This is a genomic window from Pseudomonas sp. B22129, assembly GCF_044218875.1.
In the GTDB taxonomy this organism is placed as follows: Bacteria; Pseudomonadota; Gammaproteobacteria; order Pseudomonadales; family Pseudomonadaceae; genus Aquipseudomonas.
In genome coordinates this window covers 2,741,140-2,757,153 of sequence record NZ_CP162592.1, presented here as the reverse complement: position 1 = coordinate 2,757,153, position 16,014 = coordinate 2,741,140, and the positions used below count along the sequence as shown (strand labels likewise).

The following is a 16,014-nucleotide window of genomic DNA, read 5'->3' as shown; positions in this document are numbered from 1 at the left end:
CGTAGACCCCAGGAAGCGTGTTTCATAAAAGGGCGTGGATTCTAACGAAAAAACCCGCGCCAGGCGCGGGTTTCTTCTAAACGGGCGAGCATCGCTTACAGGCGTTGCAAATCCCGTTGGGCCAACTGGGCAGCGGAGGTACCCGGATACTGGGCGACCACCTGCTGCAGAATGCCTTTGACCTTGTCGGTATGACCCAGGCGGCGTTCCACATCAGCCAGTTTGTACAGCGAATCAGGCACCTTGGCGTGTTTTGGGTATAGCTGGCTGACCTTGGCAAATGCCTGGCCGGCACCTTGCAGGTCACCCTTGGCCAGGTTGACCTCACCCAACCAGTACTGGGCGTTGCCCGCGTACTGGCTGTTCGGGTACTTGCGCAGGAAGGCGGTAAAAGCCTGGCTGGCCTTATCGAAATCCTTGGCTTTGATCAGGTCGAAAGCTGCATCGTAATACAGTTTTTCTTTCGCCGGATCACCCGGTTCGCTGCTGGCGGCAGGGGCTTGGCTTGCGGCTGCAGCCCCCGCTGCTGCACCACCGGCGGCCGCAACAGGCGCGCCACCGGCAGAGGAATTATCAGGAGTGGCGGCAGGTGTAACGCCGGCTCCAATACGTCGATCAAGATCCTGGTAACGCTCCAGGCCTTCTTGCTTCAGCTGGTTCACCTGGTTCTGCAAAATCTCAATGGTGCCTTGTTGCTGCGCCAATTGATCCTGCATGCGTTGCAGCTGGTTGAACAGTTCGCCCTGTGCCGAGGGAGCGGCAGTTGCCGGTCCCCCAGCATAGGCGCCGTTCGTGCCATAACCCGCTGGCGGATAGCTGCTCCCGCTATTGTTATAGCCAGAGTTGCTATCTTCCACAGGAACCGCAGCCCACACCGCAAGCGGTGCGAGGCTGAGAGCCAATACAGTCAGAGCACGACGGCACGTTCGCATGACGAATTACTTACGCAGTTCGACGCGACGGTTTTGAGCCCAGGACTGCTCGTCGTGGCCAGTAGCAACTGGACGCTCTTTACCGTAGGAAACCAGTTCCAGTTGGGCTGGAGCTACACCTTGCAGAACCAGGTAGCGCTGAACGGCTTTCGCACGACGCTCGCCCAGTGCCATGTTGTACTCGCGAGTACCACGTTCGTCAGTGTTACCTTCCAGAACAACGCGAGCGCCGTTAGCTTTCAGGTCCTTGGCGTGAACGTCCAGAGCGCGCATGGCTTCTGGCTTCAGGTCCGAACTGTCGTATTCGAAGTAGAAAGTGGTGATAGCGCGCAGAGCAGCTTCTTCGCTCAGGGAGCCGTCAACTGCACCAGTGTTAGCGCCGTAACCAGCGTTTGGATCAACAGCTGCGCCTTCACCGGCATTGTCGCCGCCTTTAGACGAGCAACCAACGGCTACGGACAGAGCCAGAGCCAGAGCAGCAAACTTACCAAACTTCAGCATTTCCATCGTGAAACTCCTAATGAACCCCAGTGTGTTAAGCAAATCTTTTTGTAGCGCCGCGTCAGTTCAGGTAAGGGGACCAGGACGGTTCTCTGACTTCGCCTTGTGCGGTAGGAAGCGGGAGCCTTACGCGTCCATTAATGGACACGAGCATCAAGACTCCCCGGCCCTGCTGGCGGGTGGCGTAGATTACCATGGTGCCGTTGGGCGCAACAGTAGCTGACTCATCAAGGTTGGTATCTGTGAGGATTTTTACCGTTCCACGCTGCAAATCCTGGGCCGCAACCCGGAAATTAGTGAAACCATCCTGACGGTGAATCATCACCAACGTCTTTTCATCAGCCGAAAGCTTGGGGTTGGCGTTGTAGTTACCGATAAAGGTCACGCGTTCCGCACCCCCACCGCCAACGCTCGTCTTGTAGATTTGTGGCTTGCCGCCACGGTCGGAGGTGAAGTAGATGGTCGAGCCATCCTTGCCCCAGAACGGTTCGGTGTTGATGCCCGGGCCGCTGGTCACGCGACTGATCTGGCGCGAAGCCATGTTCATCACGTAGATGTCCGGGTTGCCGTCCTTGGACAGCACGAACGCCAGGCGCGAACCATCCGGCGACCACGCAGGTGCACCGTTCAGGCCTTCAAAGTTGGTGATCTGCTCACGACGGCCCGTATCGATGTGCTGGACGAAGATACGCGGACGACGCTGTTCGAAAGACACGTAGGCAATACGCTTGCCATCCGGCGCAAAGCGCGGCGACAGGATTGGCTCACGCGATTGCAGCAGGGTCACTGCGCGCGCACCGTCGTAGTCCGAACGTTGCAGGGTGTAACGCGTGTTGTCTACGGAGAAACGCTCAGCCGTCACATACAAAAGGCGAGTCGAGAACGCACCCTTGATACCGGTGAGTTTTTCAAACGACTGGTCCGAGATGTAGTGGGCCATGTCCCGCAGTTGCTCGGCGGTGCCCGATACGCTGCCGGTCAGGACCTGCTGCTCGGTGGCCACGTTGAACAACGCGTACTGGATCTGCAGGCGACCGCCGGCCGGCGTGATGCTGCCGACCATCAGGTACTGGGCGCCCACGGCTTTCCAGTCACGGAAGATGACTTCGCTGGCCTGAGTCGGCTGGCTGATCATGTTGCCTTTGGGAATCGGTGCGTAGTAGCCGGAGTTGCGCAAGTCGTCGCTGACGATCTGGGCCATGTCGTCCGGCAGCACGCTGCCGCCCTGCCAGCCGAACGGTACTACCGCGATCGGGGTGGCCCGATCGCTACCGCTGGTGACCAGAATGTTCTTTTCATCCGCCGCCGCTATCCCTGCCATACAGCAAATAACGACAAGCATTCCTCGAAGAAGGTTTCTCACAAGGCTAGATCCTCAGGTGTGAATGTCATCTTGAATGAACGATAGGGAGCGAAGTCGCTTGGTTTCATTCCCTGCATCTCGGTCAACCGGCCAATGTTCTTGACCGCGGCAACCGCCGAACTGTCGAACGAACCGTCACCACTGGACTTGGCCACGCCGACCGAAGTCACCGTACCGTCCGGCAACATGCCGATCTGCAGCACTACTGTCATGCCTTTACGTGCCGAAGGTGGACGTGTCCAGCCCTCTGCTGCCCGCGCCCGAATCAGGTCGTCGAAACTGCCCGCGACTTCATCACCACGCTCATCGGCCAGGGCCTGCTGACGCTGAGGCGTGTCGGAAAGCAAGTCTGCCAAGGCCTGGGCCTTTTTCTCTTCGGCGGATTTGCGCGCTGCTTCCTGGGCCTTTTTCTTGGTGGCGTCGGCGGCAGCTTTCTTCTTCGCGTCGTCGGCGACTTTCTTCTTCGCCTCGTCTGCTTCAGCTTTTTTCTTGGCGTCTTCGGCGGCTTTTTTCTTCGCGTCTTCGACTATCTTTTTCTTGGCGTCTTCAGCGGCCTTTTTCTTGGCCTCTTCTTCGGCAGCCTTTTTGGCTTCTTCTTCAGACTTCTTCTTGGCTATATCAGCCAATTGTTTCTCTTCGGCCTTTTTGGCTTCGGCAGCTTTGTCGGCTTTCTTGGCTTCATCAGCCTTTTTCGCCTCGTCAGCTTTCTTGGCCTCGTCAGCCTTTTTCGATTCCTCGGCCTTTTGAGCCGCCTCTTCTTTCTTTTGTTCCGCAGCAGCCTTCACCGCTTCCTGCTCGACCTTCTTCTGTTCCATCTGCTCGACTTCAGTCTGGCGCGCAGCCGACTTCTGGGCCTCACCCGCAATCTTTTGATTGGTCTGGGTGGTGGCCTGACTTTTCGATTTCAGCTGATACAGGGTCGCCTGCACGATCGGCTTGGCTGGCGGCAGGTCCGGGGTCATGGCAAAGCTGACGAACAGCATGCCAAACACCAGGACGTGCAGGGCAATTGCCCAGACGCTAGGCCAGAAGTAGCTTTCCGAGGCGGACGGCTCTCGCTGTTGCTGCATCAGGGCGCCTCGGTAATCAAGCCAACGTTACCCACGCCGGCCTTCTGCAGCCCGCCCATGGCGCCCATGACGGAACCATAGTCGACCACTTTGTCGCCGCGAATGAACACCTGAGTGTGCTTGCCGCCTTCGTTGCCGGACCGGATGATCTTGGTCACGGCGTCGGTCATCTGCGGCAAGGTCATGGCCTTGTCCTGCTGTTTCTGGGTATCGACTTCGCTGCCAAGGTTCCAGTAATAGGTCTTGTCAGCCTTGATCGAAATGGTCAGGACCTGAGTGTTGTTGTCTTGCGGCAAGGCTTCGCTGGAAACCTTGGGCAGATCAACCTTCACGCCCTGATTGAGCATCGGCGCGGTCACCATGAAGATCACCAGCAGCACCAGCATCACGTCGATGTAAGGCACTACGTTCATCTCGGCGACCGGCTTGCGCTTTTTGCGAGCTCGAGCGATTAAAGCCATTGGGAATTACCTGCTTATTCTTCGCTGGTGTGCACTTTACGGTGCAGGATCGCCTGGAATTCGTCGGCGAAGGTGTAGTAACGGCTGATCAAGGTTTCGCCGCGAGCGGCAAAACGGTTGTAAGCGATTACTGCGGGGATAGCAGCGAACAAGCCGATCGCGGTAGCGATCAGGGCTTCGGCGATACCCGGGGCCACAGTAGCCAGGGTCGCTTGCTGGGCCTGCGCCAGGCCACGGAAGGAGTTCATGATCCCCCACACGGTACCGAACAGGCCGATATACGGGCTCACCGAGCCTACGGTCGCGAGGAACGGCAAGCTTTGCTCAAGCTTCTCTTCTTCGCGGGAAATGGCAACGCGCATGGCACGGGCCACGCCTTCCATGACCGCTTCCGGGTCAACGCCCGGTTGCTGGCGCAGGCGGGAAAATTCCTTGAAACCGGCGCGGAAGATCTGCTCTACGCCCGAATCCGGATCAGGGTTGCTGCCGGCCTGGCGGTACAGCTTGGACAGGTCGATACCCGACCAGAAGCGCTCTTCAAAGCTCTCCAGGGCACGTCGACCGGCACGCAGCAGGTTGCTGCGCTGAAAAATCATGACCCAAGAGGTAACCGATGCGGCTACCAGGACCAGCATCACCAGTTGAACCACAACACTGGCATTGCTGACCAGGCTCCACATGGAGGAATGGTCGACGACGGTAGGTTCCACGCTAAATCTCCTGCTTTGATTGTTTACCCGCGCCGCTTACGCCGGCAAAGGCCGCACGTAGAGCTTCGGGAATGGCCCGGGGTTTCAAACTATTGGTGCGCACACAAGCCACCAGGAACTGCCCCTCACAGAGCAGCGTTGCATCCGTTGCCCGCCTGACCTGCTGCTTGAAACGCAGGCTGACACGGTTCAATTCGATTACTTCAGCGCTGACCAGCAACTCATCGTCCAGCCGCGCCGGCGCGTGGTAGCGCGCCTCGCTGGAATGCACGACGAATAACAGGTCCTCCCCTGCCAGCTGGGATTGGGCAAAGCCCAGCTCCCGTAGCCGCTCGGTTCGAGCCCGCTCCATGAACTTGAGGTAGTTGACGTAATACACGATGCCGCCAGCATCGGTGTCCTCGTAATAAACGCGACAGCGATGTGCGAACGACTGATCCCCGTTTTGCGCGCGCATACTCTAGTGCTTACTCCTCAGGTTGCCAATCCGGCCAGGCAACTGTTTTTTCATTCGGCTGTACATGATGAAGCACATTTCCAACGACTGAATGACGACGCCAGCCACTAGGACAGCACAAACTTCAGATAAATCGCGTGGCGTGACCTTTTTAATCGTCCACTGCATCGAGGAATTCGTCTACCACGGGCATCTCACCCAATCGTGACGGAATGTTTAACCCGAAGTGCAAATAGGCATGTCGCGTCACCACCCGCCCTCTCGGTGTGCGCATGATATAGCCCTGCTGGATCAGGTACGGCTCCAGCACATCCTCAATCGTGTGGCGCTCTTCACTGATGGCCGCAGCGAGGCTGTCGACCCCGACCGGGCCACCGTCGAACTTCTCGATCATGGTCAAGAGTAGACGCCTGTCCTGATGATCAAAGCCGTGCTCATCCACATCCAGCAGGTTCAAGGCCAGGTCCGCCACCGCCTTGGTGATATGCCCCTTGGCACGCACCTCGGCAAAGTCGCGCACCCGCCGCAGCAAGCGGTTGGCAATCCGTGGCGTGCCACGGGCCCTGCGGGCGATTTCAAACGCGCCTTCCGGGTCCAGCGGCAAGCCGAGAATGCCCGCCGAACGACTGACAATGGTCGCAAGGTCGGCGGTGCTATAGAACTCTAGACGTTGAACAATGCCGAAACGGTCTCGCAACGGATTGGTCAGCATGCCGGCTCGGGTGGTTGCACCTACCAGGGTGAACGGCGGCAGGTCGAGCTTGATCGAACGCGCAGCCGGGCCCTCGCCGATCATGATGTCGAGCTGAAAGTCTTCCATGGCCGGGTACAGCACTTCCTCGACGATCGGCGACAGCCGGTGAATCTCGTCGATAAACAGCACGTCGTGCGGTTCAAGGTTGGTCAGCAACGCCGCCAGGTCGCCCGGACGCTCCAGCACCGGGCCGGAGGTGGACTTGATCGACACCCCCATTTCCTGGGCAATGATGTTGGCCAGGGTGGTTTTACCCAAGCCGGGCGGGCCGAAAATCAGCGTGTGGTCCAGGGACTCACTGCGCCCTCGCGCAGCCTGGATGAACAACTCCATCTGCTCGCGCACGGTGGGCTGGCCGATATAGTCGGCCAGGCTCAGCGGGCGAATGGCCCGGTCCTGGACTTCTTCACGGTCGCGCGGGCCGGTGGCCGCGATCAGACGATCAGCTTCAATCACTTAAATCATTCCCTTCAGGGCTCGGCGGATCATGTCTTCGCTGCTCAGGTTCTTGTCCTTGATGGCCGACACGGCCTTGCTGGCTTCCTGCGGCTTGTAGCCCAGGGAGATCAACGCACTGACCGCATCGCTTTCGGCGCTGGCCATTTGGCCTGCCGGCAGATCCGGCTGGTTCGGCACCAGGGCAAACATGCTTGGCACCACTTCCCAGGCCTTGAAACGGTCCTTGAGTTCCACCAGCAGGCGCTCAGCGGTTTTCTTGCCCACGCCCGGCACCTTGGTCAAGGCCGAGGTGTCCTGAGCGGAAACGGCACGCACCAACTCATCCACTTCCAGGCTCGACATCAATGCCAGCGCCAGCTTGGGCCCCACGCCATTGAGGCGAATCAGCTCGCGAAAGAAGTCACGGTCACGCTTGCCAATGAAACCATAGAGCAATTGCGCGTCTTCGCGCACCACCAGATGGGTATGCAAGGTGATCGGTTCACCGACCGACGGCAGGCGGTAGAGGGTGGTCATGGGCACTTCCAGCTCATACCCCAACCCGTTTACATCCAGAATCAGGTGCGGCGGCTGTTTCTCAGCCAGGGTGCCGCGCAAGCGTCCAATCACGGTTCGATCCTTAAAGCTTGGGGTCAGATCAAGGCCTGACCGGAAAATACGGTTGCGCTGATGCTATCAGAGACGCAGCCGCCCGCCACGACTGCGTGCGGTACCCAGGCCATGCGGCAGCAGGCTGGAGCGCGTGTGCGCATGGCAAATGGCGATGGCCAGGGCGTCGGAGGCGTCGATTTGCGGCTTTGAAGTGAGCTTGAGCATGTGCATGACCATCATCTGCACCTGCTCTTTATTTGCCGCACCGGTGCCAACCACCGCCTGTTTGACTTGGGTGGCGGTGTACTCGGCGATTTCCAGGCTTTCCTCAGCACCAGCAACTATGGCGGCGCCACGGGCCTGGCCGAGTTTTAGTGCGGAGTCGGCGTTTTTGGCCATGAAGACCTTTTCGATGCCCATGGTGACCGGGCCGTAGGTCTGGATCACCTCACGCACGCCGCGATAGACGATCTGCAGGCGCTCGGGCAACTCACCCGCACCGGTGCGGATGCAGCCCGACGCGACGTAGATGCAGCCGCGAGGGGTTTGTTGCACCACGCCAAAACCGGTGATGCGCGAACCGGGGTCGATACCTAGGATTAAAGTCATAACGCCTGCGGGTTGGGTAAAACAATTTTTGATACAGAGGAGACCCAATGTGGGAGCGGGCTTGCTCGCGAATGCGATGTGTCAGTTAACACATGCGTCGACTGACACATCGCATTCGCGAGCAAGCCCGCTCCCACATTTTGATCTACATCTATCCTTAGACTAGCTGTGCGGCTACGTCTTCCGGGATGTCGGCGTTGGAATACACATTCTGCACATCATCCAGGTCTTCGAGCATATCCAGCATCTTCAACACTTTCTGGGCACCGTCCAGGTCCAGTTCGGCGCTGGTGGTCGGCAGCATCACGATTTCCGCGTCGGTACCTTTGAAACCAGCGGCTTCCAACGCGTTGCGCACGGCGTAGAAACCGGCAAACGAGGTGAATACGTCAATGGAGCCGTCTTCGTTGGTCACCACGTCGTCGGCATCCGCCTCCATGGCCGCTTCCATCAGCGCGTCTTCATCCGTGCCCGGCGCAAACGTGATCTGACCTTTGCGCTCAAACAGGTAAGCCACCGAACCGTCGGTACCCAGGTTGCCCCCGCATTTGCTGAACGCATGGCGCACGGCCGCTGCGGTGCGGTTGCGGTTGTCGGTCATGCACTCGACCATCACCGCCACACCGCCCGGGCCGTAGCCTTCGTAGCTCAGCTCGACCATGTCGTCGGTGTCGGCAGCGCCGGCACCACGGGCCACGGCGCGGTCGATGATGTCGCGGCTCATGTTGGCGCCAAGGGCCTTGTCCAGCGCCAGACGCAGACGCGGGTTGGAGCCTGGATCGCCACCGCCCTGACGGGCCGCGACGGTCAGTTCACGAATCCACTTGGTGAAGATCTTGCCTTTCTTGGCATCCTGACGCTCTTTGCGGTGCTTGATGTTCGCCCACTTGGAATGGCCAGCCATAACGCAACTCCGAAATTCTGTAAAAACCTGATCAATCCCGCCCCAGGCAGGAACTCCTTCTTTTAAACGCAAAGGCGCATCCGAAGATGCGCCTTTTTGACTGCCTACAACTTTATTGCGCTCTCACGCAGCAGCCTTACTCAGCCTTCGGCGTCTCGCGCAGACGAATGTGCAGTTCGCGCAGTGCCTTGGCATCCACCACACCCGGGGCCTGGGTCATGACGTCCGCAGCGCTCTGGGTTTTCGGGAAGGCAATCACTTCACGGATCGACTGGGCGCCGGTCATCAGCATCACCAGACGGTCCAGGCCGAAGGCCAGGCCACCGTGGGGCGGCGCGCCGTATTTCAGGGCGTCGAGCAGGAAGCCGAACTTCTCTTCCTGTTCCGCTTCGTTGATGCCCAACAGGCGGAAGACCGACTGCTGCATTTCCTTGCGGTGGATACGGATCGAACCGCCACCCAGCTCAGTACCGTTCAAGACCATGTCGTAGGCACGGGACAGCGCACCAGCCGGGTTGGCTTCAAGTTCTGCCGGCGTGCACTTCGGCGCGGTGAACGGGTGGTGCAAGGCGCTGAAGCTGCCGTCGTCGTTCTCTTCGAACATCGGGAAGTCGACAACCCACATCGGCGCCCACTTGCAGGTCAGCAGGTCCAGGTCGTGGCCCAGCTTGATGCGCAATGCACCCAGTGCTTCGCTGACGATCTTGGACTTGTCAGCGCCGAAGAACACGATGTCGCCATCGACGGCACCCACGCGATCGAGAATCGCGTTCAGGTTGTCCAGCGGGATGTTTTTCACGATCGGCGATTGCAGGCCGTCAACACCGTTGGCGCGCTCGTTGACCTTGATGTACGCCAGGCCCTTGGCACCGTAGATGCCGACGAACTTGGTGTAGTCGTCGATCTGCTTGCGCGGCATGCTCGCGCCGCCAGGCACGCGCAGGGCGGCGATGCGGCATTTAGGGTCGTTGGCCGGGCCGCTGAACACCTTGAAGTCGACTTCCTTGAGCTGGTCGGCCACGTCCACCAGTTCCAGCGGGTTACGCAGGTCTGGCTTGTCGGAGCCGTAGCGGCGCATGGCTTCTTCGAAGGTCATGTGCGGGAACTCGCCGAACTCAAGGTCCAGCACTTCCTTGAACAGGTTGCGGATCATTTGCTCGGTCAGGCCCATGATCTCGTTTTCATCGAGGAAACTGGTCTCGATGTCGATCTGGGTGAATTCCGGCTGGCGATCGGCACGCAGGTCTTCGTCACGGAAGCACTTGGCGATCTGGTAGTAACGGTCAAAGCCAGCCACCATCAGCAACTGCTTGAACAGCTGCGGCGATTGCGGCAAGGCGAAGAACGAACCGGCGTGGGTACGGCTTGGCACCAGGTAGTCACGCGCGCCTTCCGGCGTAGCACGGGTCAGGATCGGCGTTTCCACATCGAGGAAGCCGTTTTCGTCGAGGAAGCGGCGGATGCTGGTAGTCATGCGCGAACGCAGACGCAGCTTCTCGGCCATTTCCGGACGGCGCAGGTCCAGGAAGCGGTAGCGCAGGCGGGTTTCTTCGCCCACGTCGGAGTATTCGTTCAGCGGGAACGGCGGGGTTTCCGACTCGTTCAGCACTTCCAGCTCGTAGCCCAGCACTTCAATGCCGCCGGACGCCATGTTCTTGTTCACGGCACCGGCCGGACGCAGGCGAACCTTGCCGGTGATCTTCACGACGTATTCGCTGCGCACGCGGTCGGCGGCGGCGAAGCTTTCGGCGCGGTCCGGGTCGAACACCACCTGGGCCAGACCATCACGATCACGGATATCGAGGAAGATCACCCCGCCGTGGTCACGGCGACGGTGAACCCATCCGCAAAGAGTGATTTCCTGACCTTCCAGGGTCTCGTTCAGTTGGCCGCAATAGTGGCTGCGCATCATGGTAGTGGTTTCACTTCTCGTAATTCGAAATTCGGTGGAGGCCCGCCTCGTCACCGTACATTAAAGCAGGGGACGGATAATGCAGGAGCCTGCGCGTAGAGTTCAACTCAGTCTGCTTTGTCGCCGCCCGCCAGGTTCTTCTTCGAGCCGGTCTTGAAGTCGGTCTCGTACCAGCCGCTGCCGCTCAGGCGAAAGCCCGGCATGGACAACATCTTCTTCAGCTCAGGCGCCTGGCAAGCGGGGCAATCGACCAGCGGCGCTGCGCTGATCTTCTGAATGGCTTCCAACTGATGACCACAGGAAGCACATTGATAGTCGTACATGGGCATGGAGATGTCTCGGCGATCAGGTCGTTACTGCGCCGTGCCCTCCAGGTACAGACCCGGCACGCACAGCAAAGCGCGGGATTATATCTGGTAAATCGAGGCAGCGCAGCCGGCTTTCTGCCCGGAACCCGGCCCGCCTTGACGGCAGGCCGGTTCCCAAGCCGCTGGATCAAGCGTGGCTCACGCGCCCTTTGAGCACATGAACCACACACACCACCCTGACCAACCCACTGAAGTTCTTCACGCCGCCATAGCGCAAATGCACTTCCCGGTCGACATACGAAAGCAACGCACTGACCGAACACGCATTGATCATGGCGATCTCCGTGAGGATATTCCAATAGATCTGCTCAAGCCGCAGGCAAGTGGAAAACCCGTTGAGCCTGACTGACCGGGACAATGGCTTGGCCAGGCCCATATCGAACCCTTTCGCAAAGGGATCGACCTTTATCTTATGAAAACCAGCGGTTTCCATCACTCCGTTACCAACTGCGCGTGACATACACCTGACACTCCATTGCCAAACAGCAACCCATGGGCGTCTCCCAATGGGCAGTGGGCCTATAAAACAGCAGGGCGTGCGAGGCAGCCAGAAGACGGGGATTTGAAACGCGTAGGACAACGCCAGGATATGCGGCGAAACAAGCGAGCGGCGCCCGGGCGGCGCCGCTCGAGGGGCGGTTACTGGTTTTCGAGCAAAGAGCGCAGCATCCACGCGGTTTTCTCGTGGACTTGCATGCGCTGGGTCAGCAAGTCCGCCGTCGGCTCATCGCTGACCTTGTCGAGCAGCGGGAAGATACCGCGCGCGGTGCGAGTGACCGCTTCCTGGCCCGCGACCAGTTGCTTGATCATCTCTTCAGCACTCGGCACACCCTCTTCTTCCTTGATAGAGGACAGACGGGCATAAATCGAGTAGGCACCCGGTGCCGGGAAACCAAGGGCGCGGATACGCTCGGCAATGGAGTCCACCGCCAGCGCCAGCTCGTTGTACTGCTCCTCAAACATCAAGTGCAGTGTACGAAACATGGGGCCCGTGACGTTCCAATGAAAGTTGTGGGTCTTCAGATACAACACATAGGTATCGGACAGCAGCCGTGAAAGTCCGTCGACGATGGATTTACGGTCTTCTTCACTGATACCAATATCGATTGCCATGTTTTTCCCCTTCAATTGACGTGCATTCATTGATCAGGTGCAGGCCCACTCTAGCAAGAGTGCCGGCCGTGTGCAGCCCGGCATCCCCACCTGGCATGCGGCAAATCGCCCCTGCGCCACCCGCGCGTTACCGACAGACAAGCCTTTGCGCAGGATAGGAGATTTCTCAAAATCTCGAGCGAAACACCTGCACCTGTCTAGGACAGGCATTTGCCCCATAAATGCCATGGCCCTTGCAACCCCCTGAAATGCTTGATTTGAGTAGGCACAGCCTTTGCTGTTAAATAGACACGGTGTGGTTGCCGTTTATTTCTGCGGCACGCCACATAGGCTGATTCCCGCGCACGTGCTCAACGCCTCCCATCTTGTTCAGAAGCGAACCGTGCCAGTCAGCTCTTCCTTGTGATCCGTCTTAACGTGAGTTAATCAAAATGTTGAAAATCGTCCACCTGCTAACGGGCGTTGCAGCTTTGCTGCTGTCCTTTATCCCGAGCCTGCAGCCTGAAAGCCTGCCGTATCTGGAACAACACGACGCTCTATACCTGGCCTTGTTCGGCCTTCTTAACCTGGCGCTCGCACCGGTGATCCCTTACTGGAACAAAGGCACGCGTCATCAACTGCAAAACCTGGTCAGTGCGCTGCTGGTGCTGACCGTTGTCGTTCAAACCCTCACCCTCCTGGCACCCATGCCTGAAGTGGGTGGCCACCCAGCCATCCTGCTCAGCCTGGTCATTGCTCTGGTTGCCATCGTTCTTCACCTGGCCATCAGCTTTTACCGTTCGTCCCCAGCGGCCGCGTCGCAAAACTACGACATGACCAACCGGGATACCGGTACCGTCAAGTGGTTCAACACTTCCAAAGGCTTCGGCTTTATTTCCCGCGATTCGGGCGACGATATCTTCGTCCACTTCCGGGCCATCCGTGGCGAAGGCCACCGCGTTCTGGTCGAAGGCCAGCGCGTGGAGTTCTCCGTCATGAACCGTGACAAAGGCCTGCAAGCCGAAGACGTGATCGCGGCGCTGCCGCGTCGCTGATACCCACCTTCGGCGTACAAAAAAACCGCGATCCAGCCCTGCCGGATCGCGGTTTTTTATGCACGCCCATTAATAGTGTGGCGGCGGTGCCTCTTCTTCGGAGGTCTCGAACTGGCCGCCCATTTCTTCCTGGCGCTTGAGCAAGGCGGCCATCTGCAACTGCAGGCGCTCAACCGCGCGCTGCTGGGTGACCAGAATGTCGTTGAGGGTCTCGATGGTGTCGTCCTGGAAAGCCAGACGGGTCTCCAGGTCGGTAACGCGGTCTTGCAGATCCATGGTTCAGTCCTGGGTGAAGGTGAAGTCGGCGGGCAAGAGGTCGCGCAGCCGCGCACGAATCGCCGCCACTTGCTCCTGCGTATAAGGCTGCGCCGGGTGCTTGCCCCACACCGGTGCCGGCCACGCGGCATCATCACGCTTGCGCACAATCACATGCACGTGCAATTGGCTGACAACGTTACCCAGGGCACCAATGTTCATTTTGTCGGCGCCCAGCTCCTCATTGAGCAACTGCGCCAGGGCCGTGGTTTCTTGCCACAACCTTTGTTGATCGACGACATCGAGTTGAAATACTTCGCTGATACCGTCTATGCGCGGTACCAGAATGAACCAGGGGTAATTCGAATCATTGGACAGGAGCAGGCGGCAGAGCGGGAAGTCCCCAATGGCCAGTGTGTCTTGTTGCAGGCGTTGATCTAAAGCAAACACGGGGCACTCCGTTCAGCAGGTCAATTTCAGGCGCCCAGCATACCGTTGAAAACCTGCGGCTTCACGGCGAATGCAGGAATCGCGGATGCCGCCCGACAAAAAGCATGCACCTTTTCGATGCAAATCAATATTTGAGCTACGCTAAACCGGGCCTCAACGGGACGCACCAAAATGACCCACCTGTGCCTCAAAGGGATCCGCCGAGTACCCACTTATAAGGGTGAACCGGTAACGTTTTACCCTGGCACAGGTTTTGTGTACCACCGGCCAGGGGAAATACCCGAGCGTCAAGCCCAAACCAAAGGGCGCAAAAAGCCCGTGCTTATGCGGTTTTTACACGGCCGTAACGTTTTTCACGAAAAAATGACATTCGGTTACCGCTTTGTGCACGCTTGTTGCATTGACCCCCATATCGTCGGCAACGACACCGGTTTGGACGCCCGTGTTTCGCGATAAAAAACAGTAGCGTTTCAATGTTCATCAAGGAAGAGTTCAAACTTTTAAACCGGTTTGAAAAGAGCATTGAAGTTGTCAGCCCGGTTACCGTCGGGCTGTGAATTTGCGACAGGGAGATAGCAATTTACGACAGCCTCGTAAAGAAGCTGAAAGGATAGATGGGTAAGTATCGTCAATAGGGTCTGCGTGATATAACTTTGCGCCGACACATAAAAGAAAGAGCCGCCCAGATAAAAATACAGGTGGGACGGCAGTACTCTTCCTAAAACCAAAGGAGCAAATCACGATGCGCGTGATGAAGTGGAGCATGATCGCACTGGCTGTTTCAGCCGGCGTTTCGCAGTTCGCAATGGCGTCCGCCCAGGACGATTCCAAGGGCTTTGTTGAAGACAGCACGTTCAGCATCAACACTCGCCTGCTGAACTTCGGTCGCGACTTCCGTAACAACGACACCGGCAAAAGCCGCGTCAACGAAACCGGCCTGGGCTTCAACGGCCTGTTCCAATCGGGCTACACCCAAGGCACCATCGGTGTCGGTGTTGACGTGATCGGCCTGCTGGGCGTGAAACTGGACAGCGGCAAGGGGCGCTCGGGCACCGGCCTGTTCCCTACCGGTTCAGACGGTCGCTCGCAAGACGACTACTCCAAAGGCGGTGGCGCTGTTAAGTTCCGCATCTCCGACACCGTGCTGAAAATCGGCGACCAATACACCACCGCACCGGTGTTCGCCTCCGATGACAGCCGTTTGCTGCCAGAGCTGCCGCAAGGTATCTCGATCACCAGCAACGAGATCAAGGGCCTGAAACTCGAAGGCGGTCACTTCACTTCGAGCGTGGCACAGAACCAGACCTACCGTGACAGCCTGGGCCTGACCAAAACCGACTTCATCGGTGGTGTCTACGCCCTGACGCCGGAAGTCAGCGCCAGCCTGTACTACGCGAAGACTGAAGACTACTGGAAGAAAACCTACGCCAACCTGAACTGGACTCACGCGCTGAGCAACGAACAGTCCCTGGCCGTTGACTTCAACATCTACAGCACCAAGAGCGATGGCGCCGGCCTGCAACGCGCAGAAAAAGACGGCACCACCAAACTGGATAACCGTGCCTACAGCTTGCAGGGCGCGTACACCATCCAGGCTCACACCTTCACCCTGGCCTACCAGAAAGTCAGCGGTGACGGTGACTACGGCTACGGCGTAGACGGCGGCGGCACAGTGTTCCTGGCCAACTCCATCGCCCGTTCCGACTTCAACGCTGAAGACGAGAAATCCTGGCAAGCTCGCTACGACCTGAACATGGCCACTTTCGGCGTACCAGGCCTGAGCTTCATGACTCGTTACGTCAGCGGCAGTGGCGCCAACACCGCCACCACCTCGAACGGCAAAGAGTGGGAACGCGACATCGAAGCCAAGTACGTGATCCAGAGCGGCCCGGCAAAAGACCTGAGCCTGCGTGTACGTCAAGCGACGTATCGTTCGTCTGACGGCGTGTACTACGGTTCGGCGTCGATCGACGAACTGCGTCTGATCGCGCAATACCCGCTGAACATCTTGTAATTGGTTATTTGATTACAACGATGGCTTAAGGCCTCGGCCTTAAATAAAAAGCCGCTC

19 protein-coding genes are annotated in these 16,014 nt (G+C 58.5%); 2 read left to right on the top strand and 17 right to left on the bottom strand.

The genetic code is table 11. The features are described 5' to 3' along the window. Positions 1 to 95 precede the first annotated feature (95 nt). From ybgF to AB4P94_RS12490, 15 genes are all read right to left on the bottom strand, one after another. Entirely contained in the window at positions 96 to 932 is an 837-nt protein-coding gene (gene ybgF / locus AB4P94_RS12560) for a tol-pal system protein YbgF (protein ID WP_395610773.1), read from the bottom strand. 6 nt (positions 933 to 938) lie between these two features. After that, positions 939 to 1,439 carry a peptidoglycan-associated lipoprotein Pal gene (pal, locus tag AB4P94_RS12555; protein WP_101272732.1) on the bottom strand — a complete coding sequence of 167 codons (501 nt, stop codon included), beginning with the start codon at positions 1,437 to 1,439 and terminating at the stop codon, positions 939 to 941. A gap of 55 nt (positions 1,440 to 1,494) precedes the next feature. Next, positions 1,495 to 2,775: a Tol-Pal system beta propeller repeat protein TolB gene (tolB, locus tag AB4P94_RS12550; protein ID WP_395610772.1), complete on the bottom strand. Its 1,281-nt coding sequence runs from the start codon at positions 2,773 to 2,775 to the stop codon at positions 1,495 to 1,497. Positions 2,776 to 2,792: 17 nt separating this feature from the next. Beyond that, positions 2,793 to 3,866 (bottom strand): cell envelope integrity protein TolA, encoded by a 1,074-nt coding sequence (tolA, locus tag AB4P94_RS12545; protein WP_395610771.1) that lies wholly within the window; start codon positions 3,864 to 3,866, stop codon positions 2,793 to 2,795. Next, a complete protein-coding gene (tolR, locus tag AB4P94_RS12540; RefSeq protein WP_161630238.1) occupies positions 3,866 to 4,318 on the bottom strand; it encodes a protein TolR in 453 nt (150 codons plus the stop codon). The genes tolA and tolR overlap by 1 nt, the downstream gene beginning before the upstream one ends. A gap of 23 nt (positions 4,319 to 4,341) precedes the next feature. Continuing rightward, on the bottom strand, positions 4,342 to 5,037 hold the full coding sequence (gene tolQ / locus AB4P94_RS12535; RefSeq protein WP_003209819.1) for a protein TolQ: 696 nt from the start codon (positions 5,035 to 5,037) through the stop codon (positions 4,342 to 4,344). 1 nt (position 5,038) lies between these two features. Further along, on the bottom strand, positions 5,039 to 5,494 hold the full coding sequence (gene ybgC / locus AB4P94_RS12530; RefSeq protein ID WP_071484353.1) for a tol-pal system-associated acyl-CoA thioesterase: 456 nt from the start codon (positions 5,492 to 5,494) through the stop codon (positions 5,039 to 5,041). Between the two features lie 151 nt (positions 5,495 to 5,645). Continuing rightward, entirely contained in the window at positions 5,646 to 6,704 is a 1,059-nt protein-coding gene (ruvB, locus tag AB4P94_RS12525) for a Holliday junction branch migration DNA helicase RuvB (RefSeq protein WP_015885611.1), read from the bottom strand. Beyond that, positions 6,705 to 7,316, bottom strand: coding sequence for a Holliday junction branch migration protein RuvA (gene ruvA, locus AB4P94_RS12520; RefSeq protein ID WP_395610770.1), 612 nt, complete (start codon positions 7,314 to 7,316; stop codon positions 6,705 to 6,707). Positions 7,317 to 7,382: 66 nt separating this feature from the next. After that, on the bottom strand, positions 7,383 to 7,907 hold the full coding sequence (ruvC, locus tag AB4P94_RS12515; protein ID WP_395610769.1) for a crossover junction endodeoxyribonuclease RuvC: 525 nt from the start codon (positions 7,905 to 7,907) through the stop codon (positions 7,383 to 7,385). Positions 7,908 to 8,064: 157 nt separating this feature from the next. Continuing rightward, complete coding sequence (locus AB4P94_RS12510; protein WP_262209769.1) at positions 8,065 to 8,811, bottom strand: YebC/PmpR family DNA-binding transcriptional regulator; 747 nt, start codon at positions 8,809 to 8,811, stop codon at positions 8,065 to 8,067. Positions 8,812 to 8,947: 136 nt separating this feature from the next. After that, a complete protein-coding gene (gene aspS / locus AB4P94_RS12505) occupies positions 8,948 to 10,723 on the bottom strand; it encodes an aspartate--tRNA ligase (protein ID WP_395610768.1) in 1,776 nt (591 codons plus the stop codon). 107 nt (positions 10,724 to 10,830) lie between these two features. Further along, the gene (locus tag AB4P94_RS12500) at positions 10,831 to 11,052 is read right to left on the bottom strand and encodes an FmdB family zinc ribbon protein (RefSeq protein ID WP_010208103.1); all 222 of its coding nucleotides are present in this window, start codon (positions 11,050 to 11,052) and stop codon (positions 10,831 to 10,833) included. 166 nt (positions 11,053 to 11,218) lie between these two features. Further along, complete coding sequence (locus tag AB4P94_RS12495; protein WP_395610767.1) at positions 11,219 to 11,551, bottom strand: ribbon-helix-helix domain-containing protein; 333 nt, start codon at positions 11,549 to 11,551, stop codon at positions 11,219 to 11,221. A gap of 179 nt (positions 11,552 to 11,730) precedes the next feature. Continuing rightward, positions 11,731 to 12,204, bottom strand: a complete 474-nt coding sequence (locus AB4P94_RS12490) for a Dps family protein (protein ID WP_003193874.1) — start codon at positions 12,202 to 12,204, stop codon at positions 11,731 to 11,733. Positions 12,205 to 12,635: 431 nt separating this feature from the next. Between AB4P94_RS12490 and AB4P94_RS12485 the strand changes: the two genes are divergently transcribed. Continuing rightward, a complete protein-coding gene (locus tag AB4P94_RS12485; protein ID WP_395610766.1) occupies positions 12,636 to 13,238 on the top strand; it encodes a cold shock domain-containing protein membrane protein in 603 nt (200 codons plus the stop codon). Positions 13,239 to 13,307: 69 nt separating this feature from the next. Here AB4P94_RS12485 and AB4P94_RS12480 read toward each other — a convergent pair whose 3' ends face one another. Continuing rightward, positions 13,308 to 13,514, bottom strand: a complete 207-nt coding sequence (locus AB4P94_RS12480; RefSeq protein ID WP_395610765.1) for a SlyX family protein — start codon at positions 13,512 to 13,514, stop codon at positions 13,308 to 13,310. A 3-nt stretch (positions 13,515 to 13,517) separates the two neighbouring features. After that, on the bottom strand, positions 13,518 to 13,943 hold the full coding sequence (locus tag AB4P94_RS12475; RefSeq protein WP_395610764.1) for an HIT domain-containing protein: 426 nt from the start codon (positions 13,941 to 13,943) through the stop codon (positions 13,518 to 13,520). A gap of 742 nt (positions 13,944 to 14,685) precedes the next feature. On the opposite strand from AB4P94_RS12475, the gene AB4P94_RS12470 reads away from it, so the two are divergent. Then, positions 14,686 to 15,957, top strand: coding sequence for an OprD family porin (locus tag AB4P94_RS12470; protein ID WP_395610763.1), 1,272 nt, complete (start codon positions 14,686 to 14,688; stop codon positions 15,955 to 15,957). Positions 15,958 to 16,014: the final 57 nt, after the last annotated feature.

What these genes read in the sequence shown, in the direction of transcription:
- ybgF (WP_395610773.1), bottom strand. Translation starts at nt 932, where the DNA reads ATGCGAACGTGCCGTCGTGCTCTGACTGTATTGGCTCTCAGCCTCGCA.
- pal (WP_101272732.1), bottom strand. Translation starts at nt 1,439, where the DNA reads ATGGAAATGCTGAAGTTTGGTAAGTTTGCTGCTCTGGCTCTGGCTCTG.
- tolB (WP_395610772.1), bottom strand. Translation starts at nt 2,775, where the DNA reads ATGCTTGTCGTTATTTGCTGTATGGCAGGGATAGCGGCGGCGGATGAA.
- tolA (WP_395610771.1), bottom strand. Translation starts at nt 3,866, where the DNA reads ATGCAGCAACAGCGAGAGCCGTCCGCCTCGGAAAGCTACTTCTGGCCT.
- ybgC (WP_071484353.1), bottom strand. Translation starts at nt 5,494, where the DNA reads ATGCGCGCGCAAAACGGGGATCAGTCGTTCGCACATCGCTGTCGCGTT.
- ruvC (WP_395610769.1), bottom strand. Translation starts at nt 7,907, where the DNA reads ATGACTTTAATCCTAGGTATCGACCCCGGTTCGCGCATCACCGGTTTT.
- AB4P94_RS12510 (WP_262209769.1), bottom strand. Translation starts at nt 8,811, where the DNA reads ATGGCTGGCCATTCCAAGTGGGCGAACATCAAGCACCGCAAAGAGCGT.
- aspS (WP_395610768.1), bottom strand. Translation starts at nt 10,723, where the DNA reads ATGATGCGCAGCCACTATTGCGGCCAACTGAACGAGACCCTGGAAGGT.
- AB4P94_RS12500 (WP_010208103.1), bottom strand. Translation starts at nt 11,052, where the DNA reads ATGCCCATGTACGACTATCAATGTGCTTCCTGTGGTCATCAGTTGGAA.
- AB4P94_RS12495 (WP_395610767.1), bottom strand. Translation starts at nt 11,551, where the DNA reads ATGTCACGCGCAGTTGGTAACGGAGTGATGGAAACCGCTGGTTTTCAT.
- AB4P94_RS12490 (WP_003193874.1), bottom strand. Translation starts at nt 12,204, where the DNA reads ATGGCAATCGATATTGGTATCAGTGAAGAAGACCGTAAATCCATCGTC.
- AB4P94_RS12485 (WP_395610766.1), top strand. Translation starts at nt 12,636, where the DNA reads ATGTTGAAAATCGTCCACCTGCTAACGGGCGTTGCAGCTTTGCTGCTG.
- AB4P94_RS12480 (WP_395610765.1), bottom strand. Translation starts at nt 13,514, where the DNA reads ATGGATCTGCAAGACCGCGTTACCGACCTGGAGACCCGTCTGGCTTTC.
- AB4P94_RS12470 (WP_395610763.1), top strand. Translation starts at nt 14,686, where the DNA reads ATGCGCGTGATGAAGTGGAGCATGATCGCACTGGCTGTTTCAGCCGGC.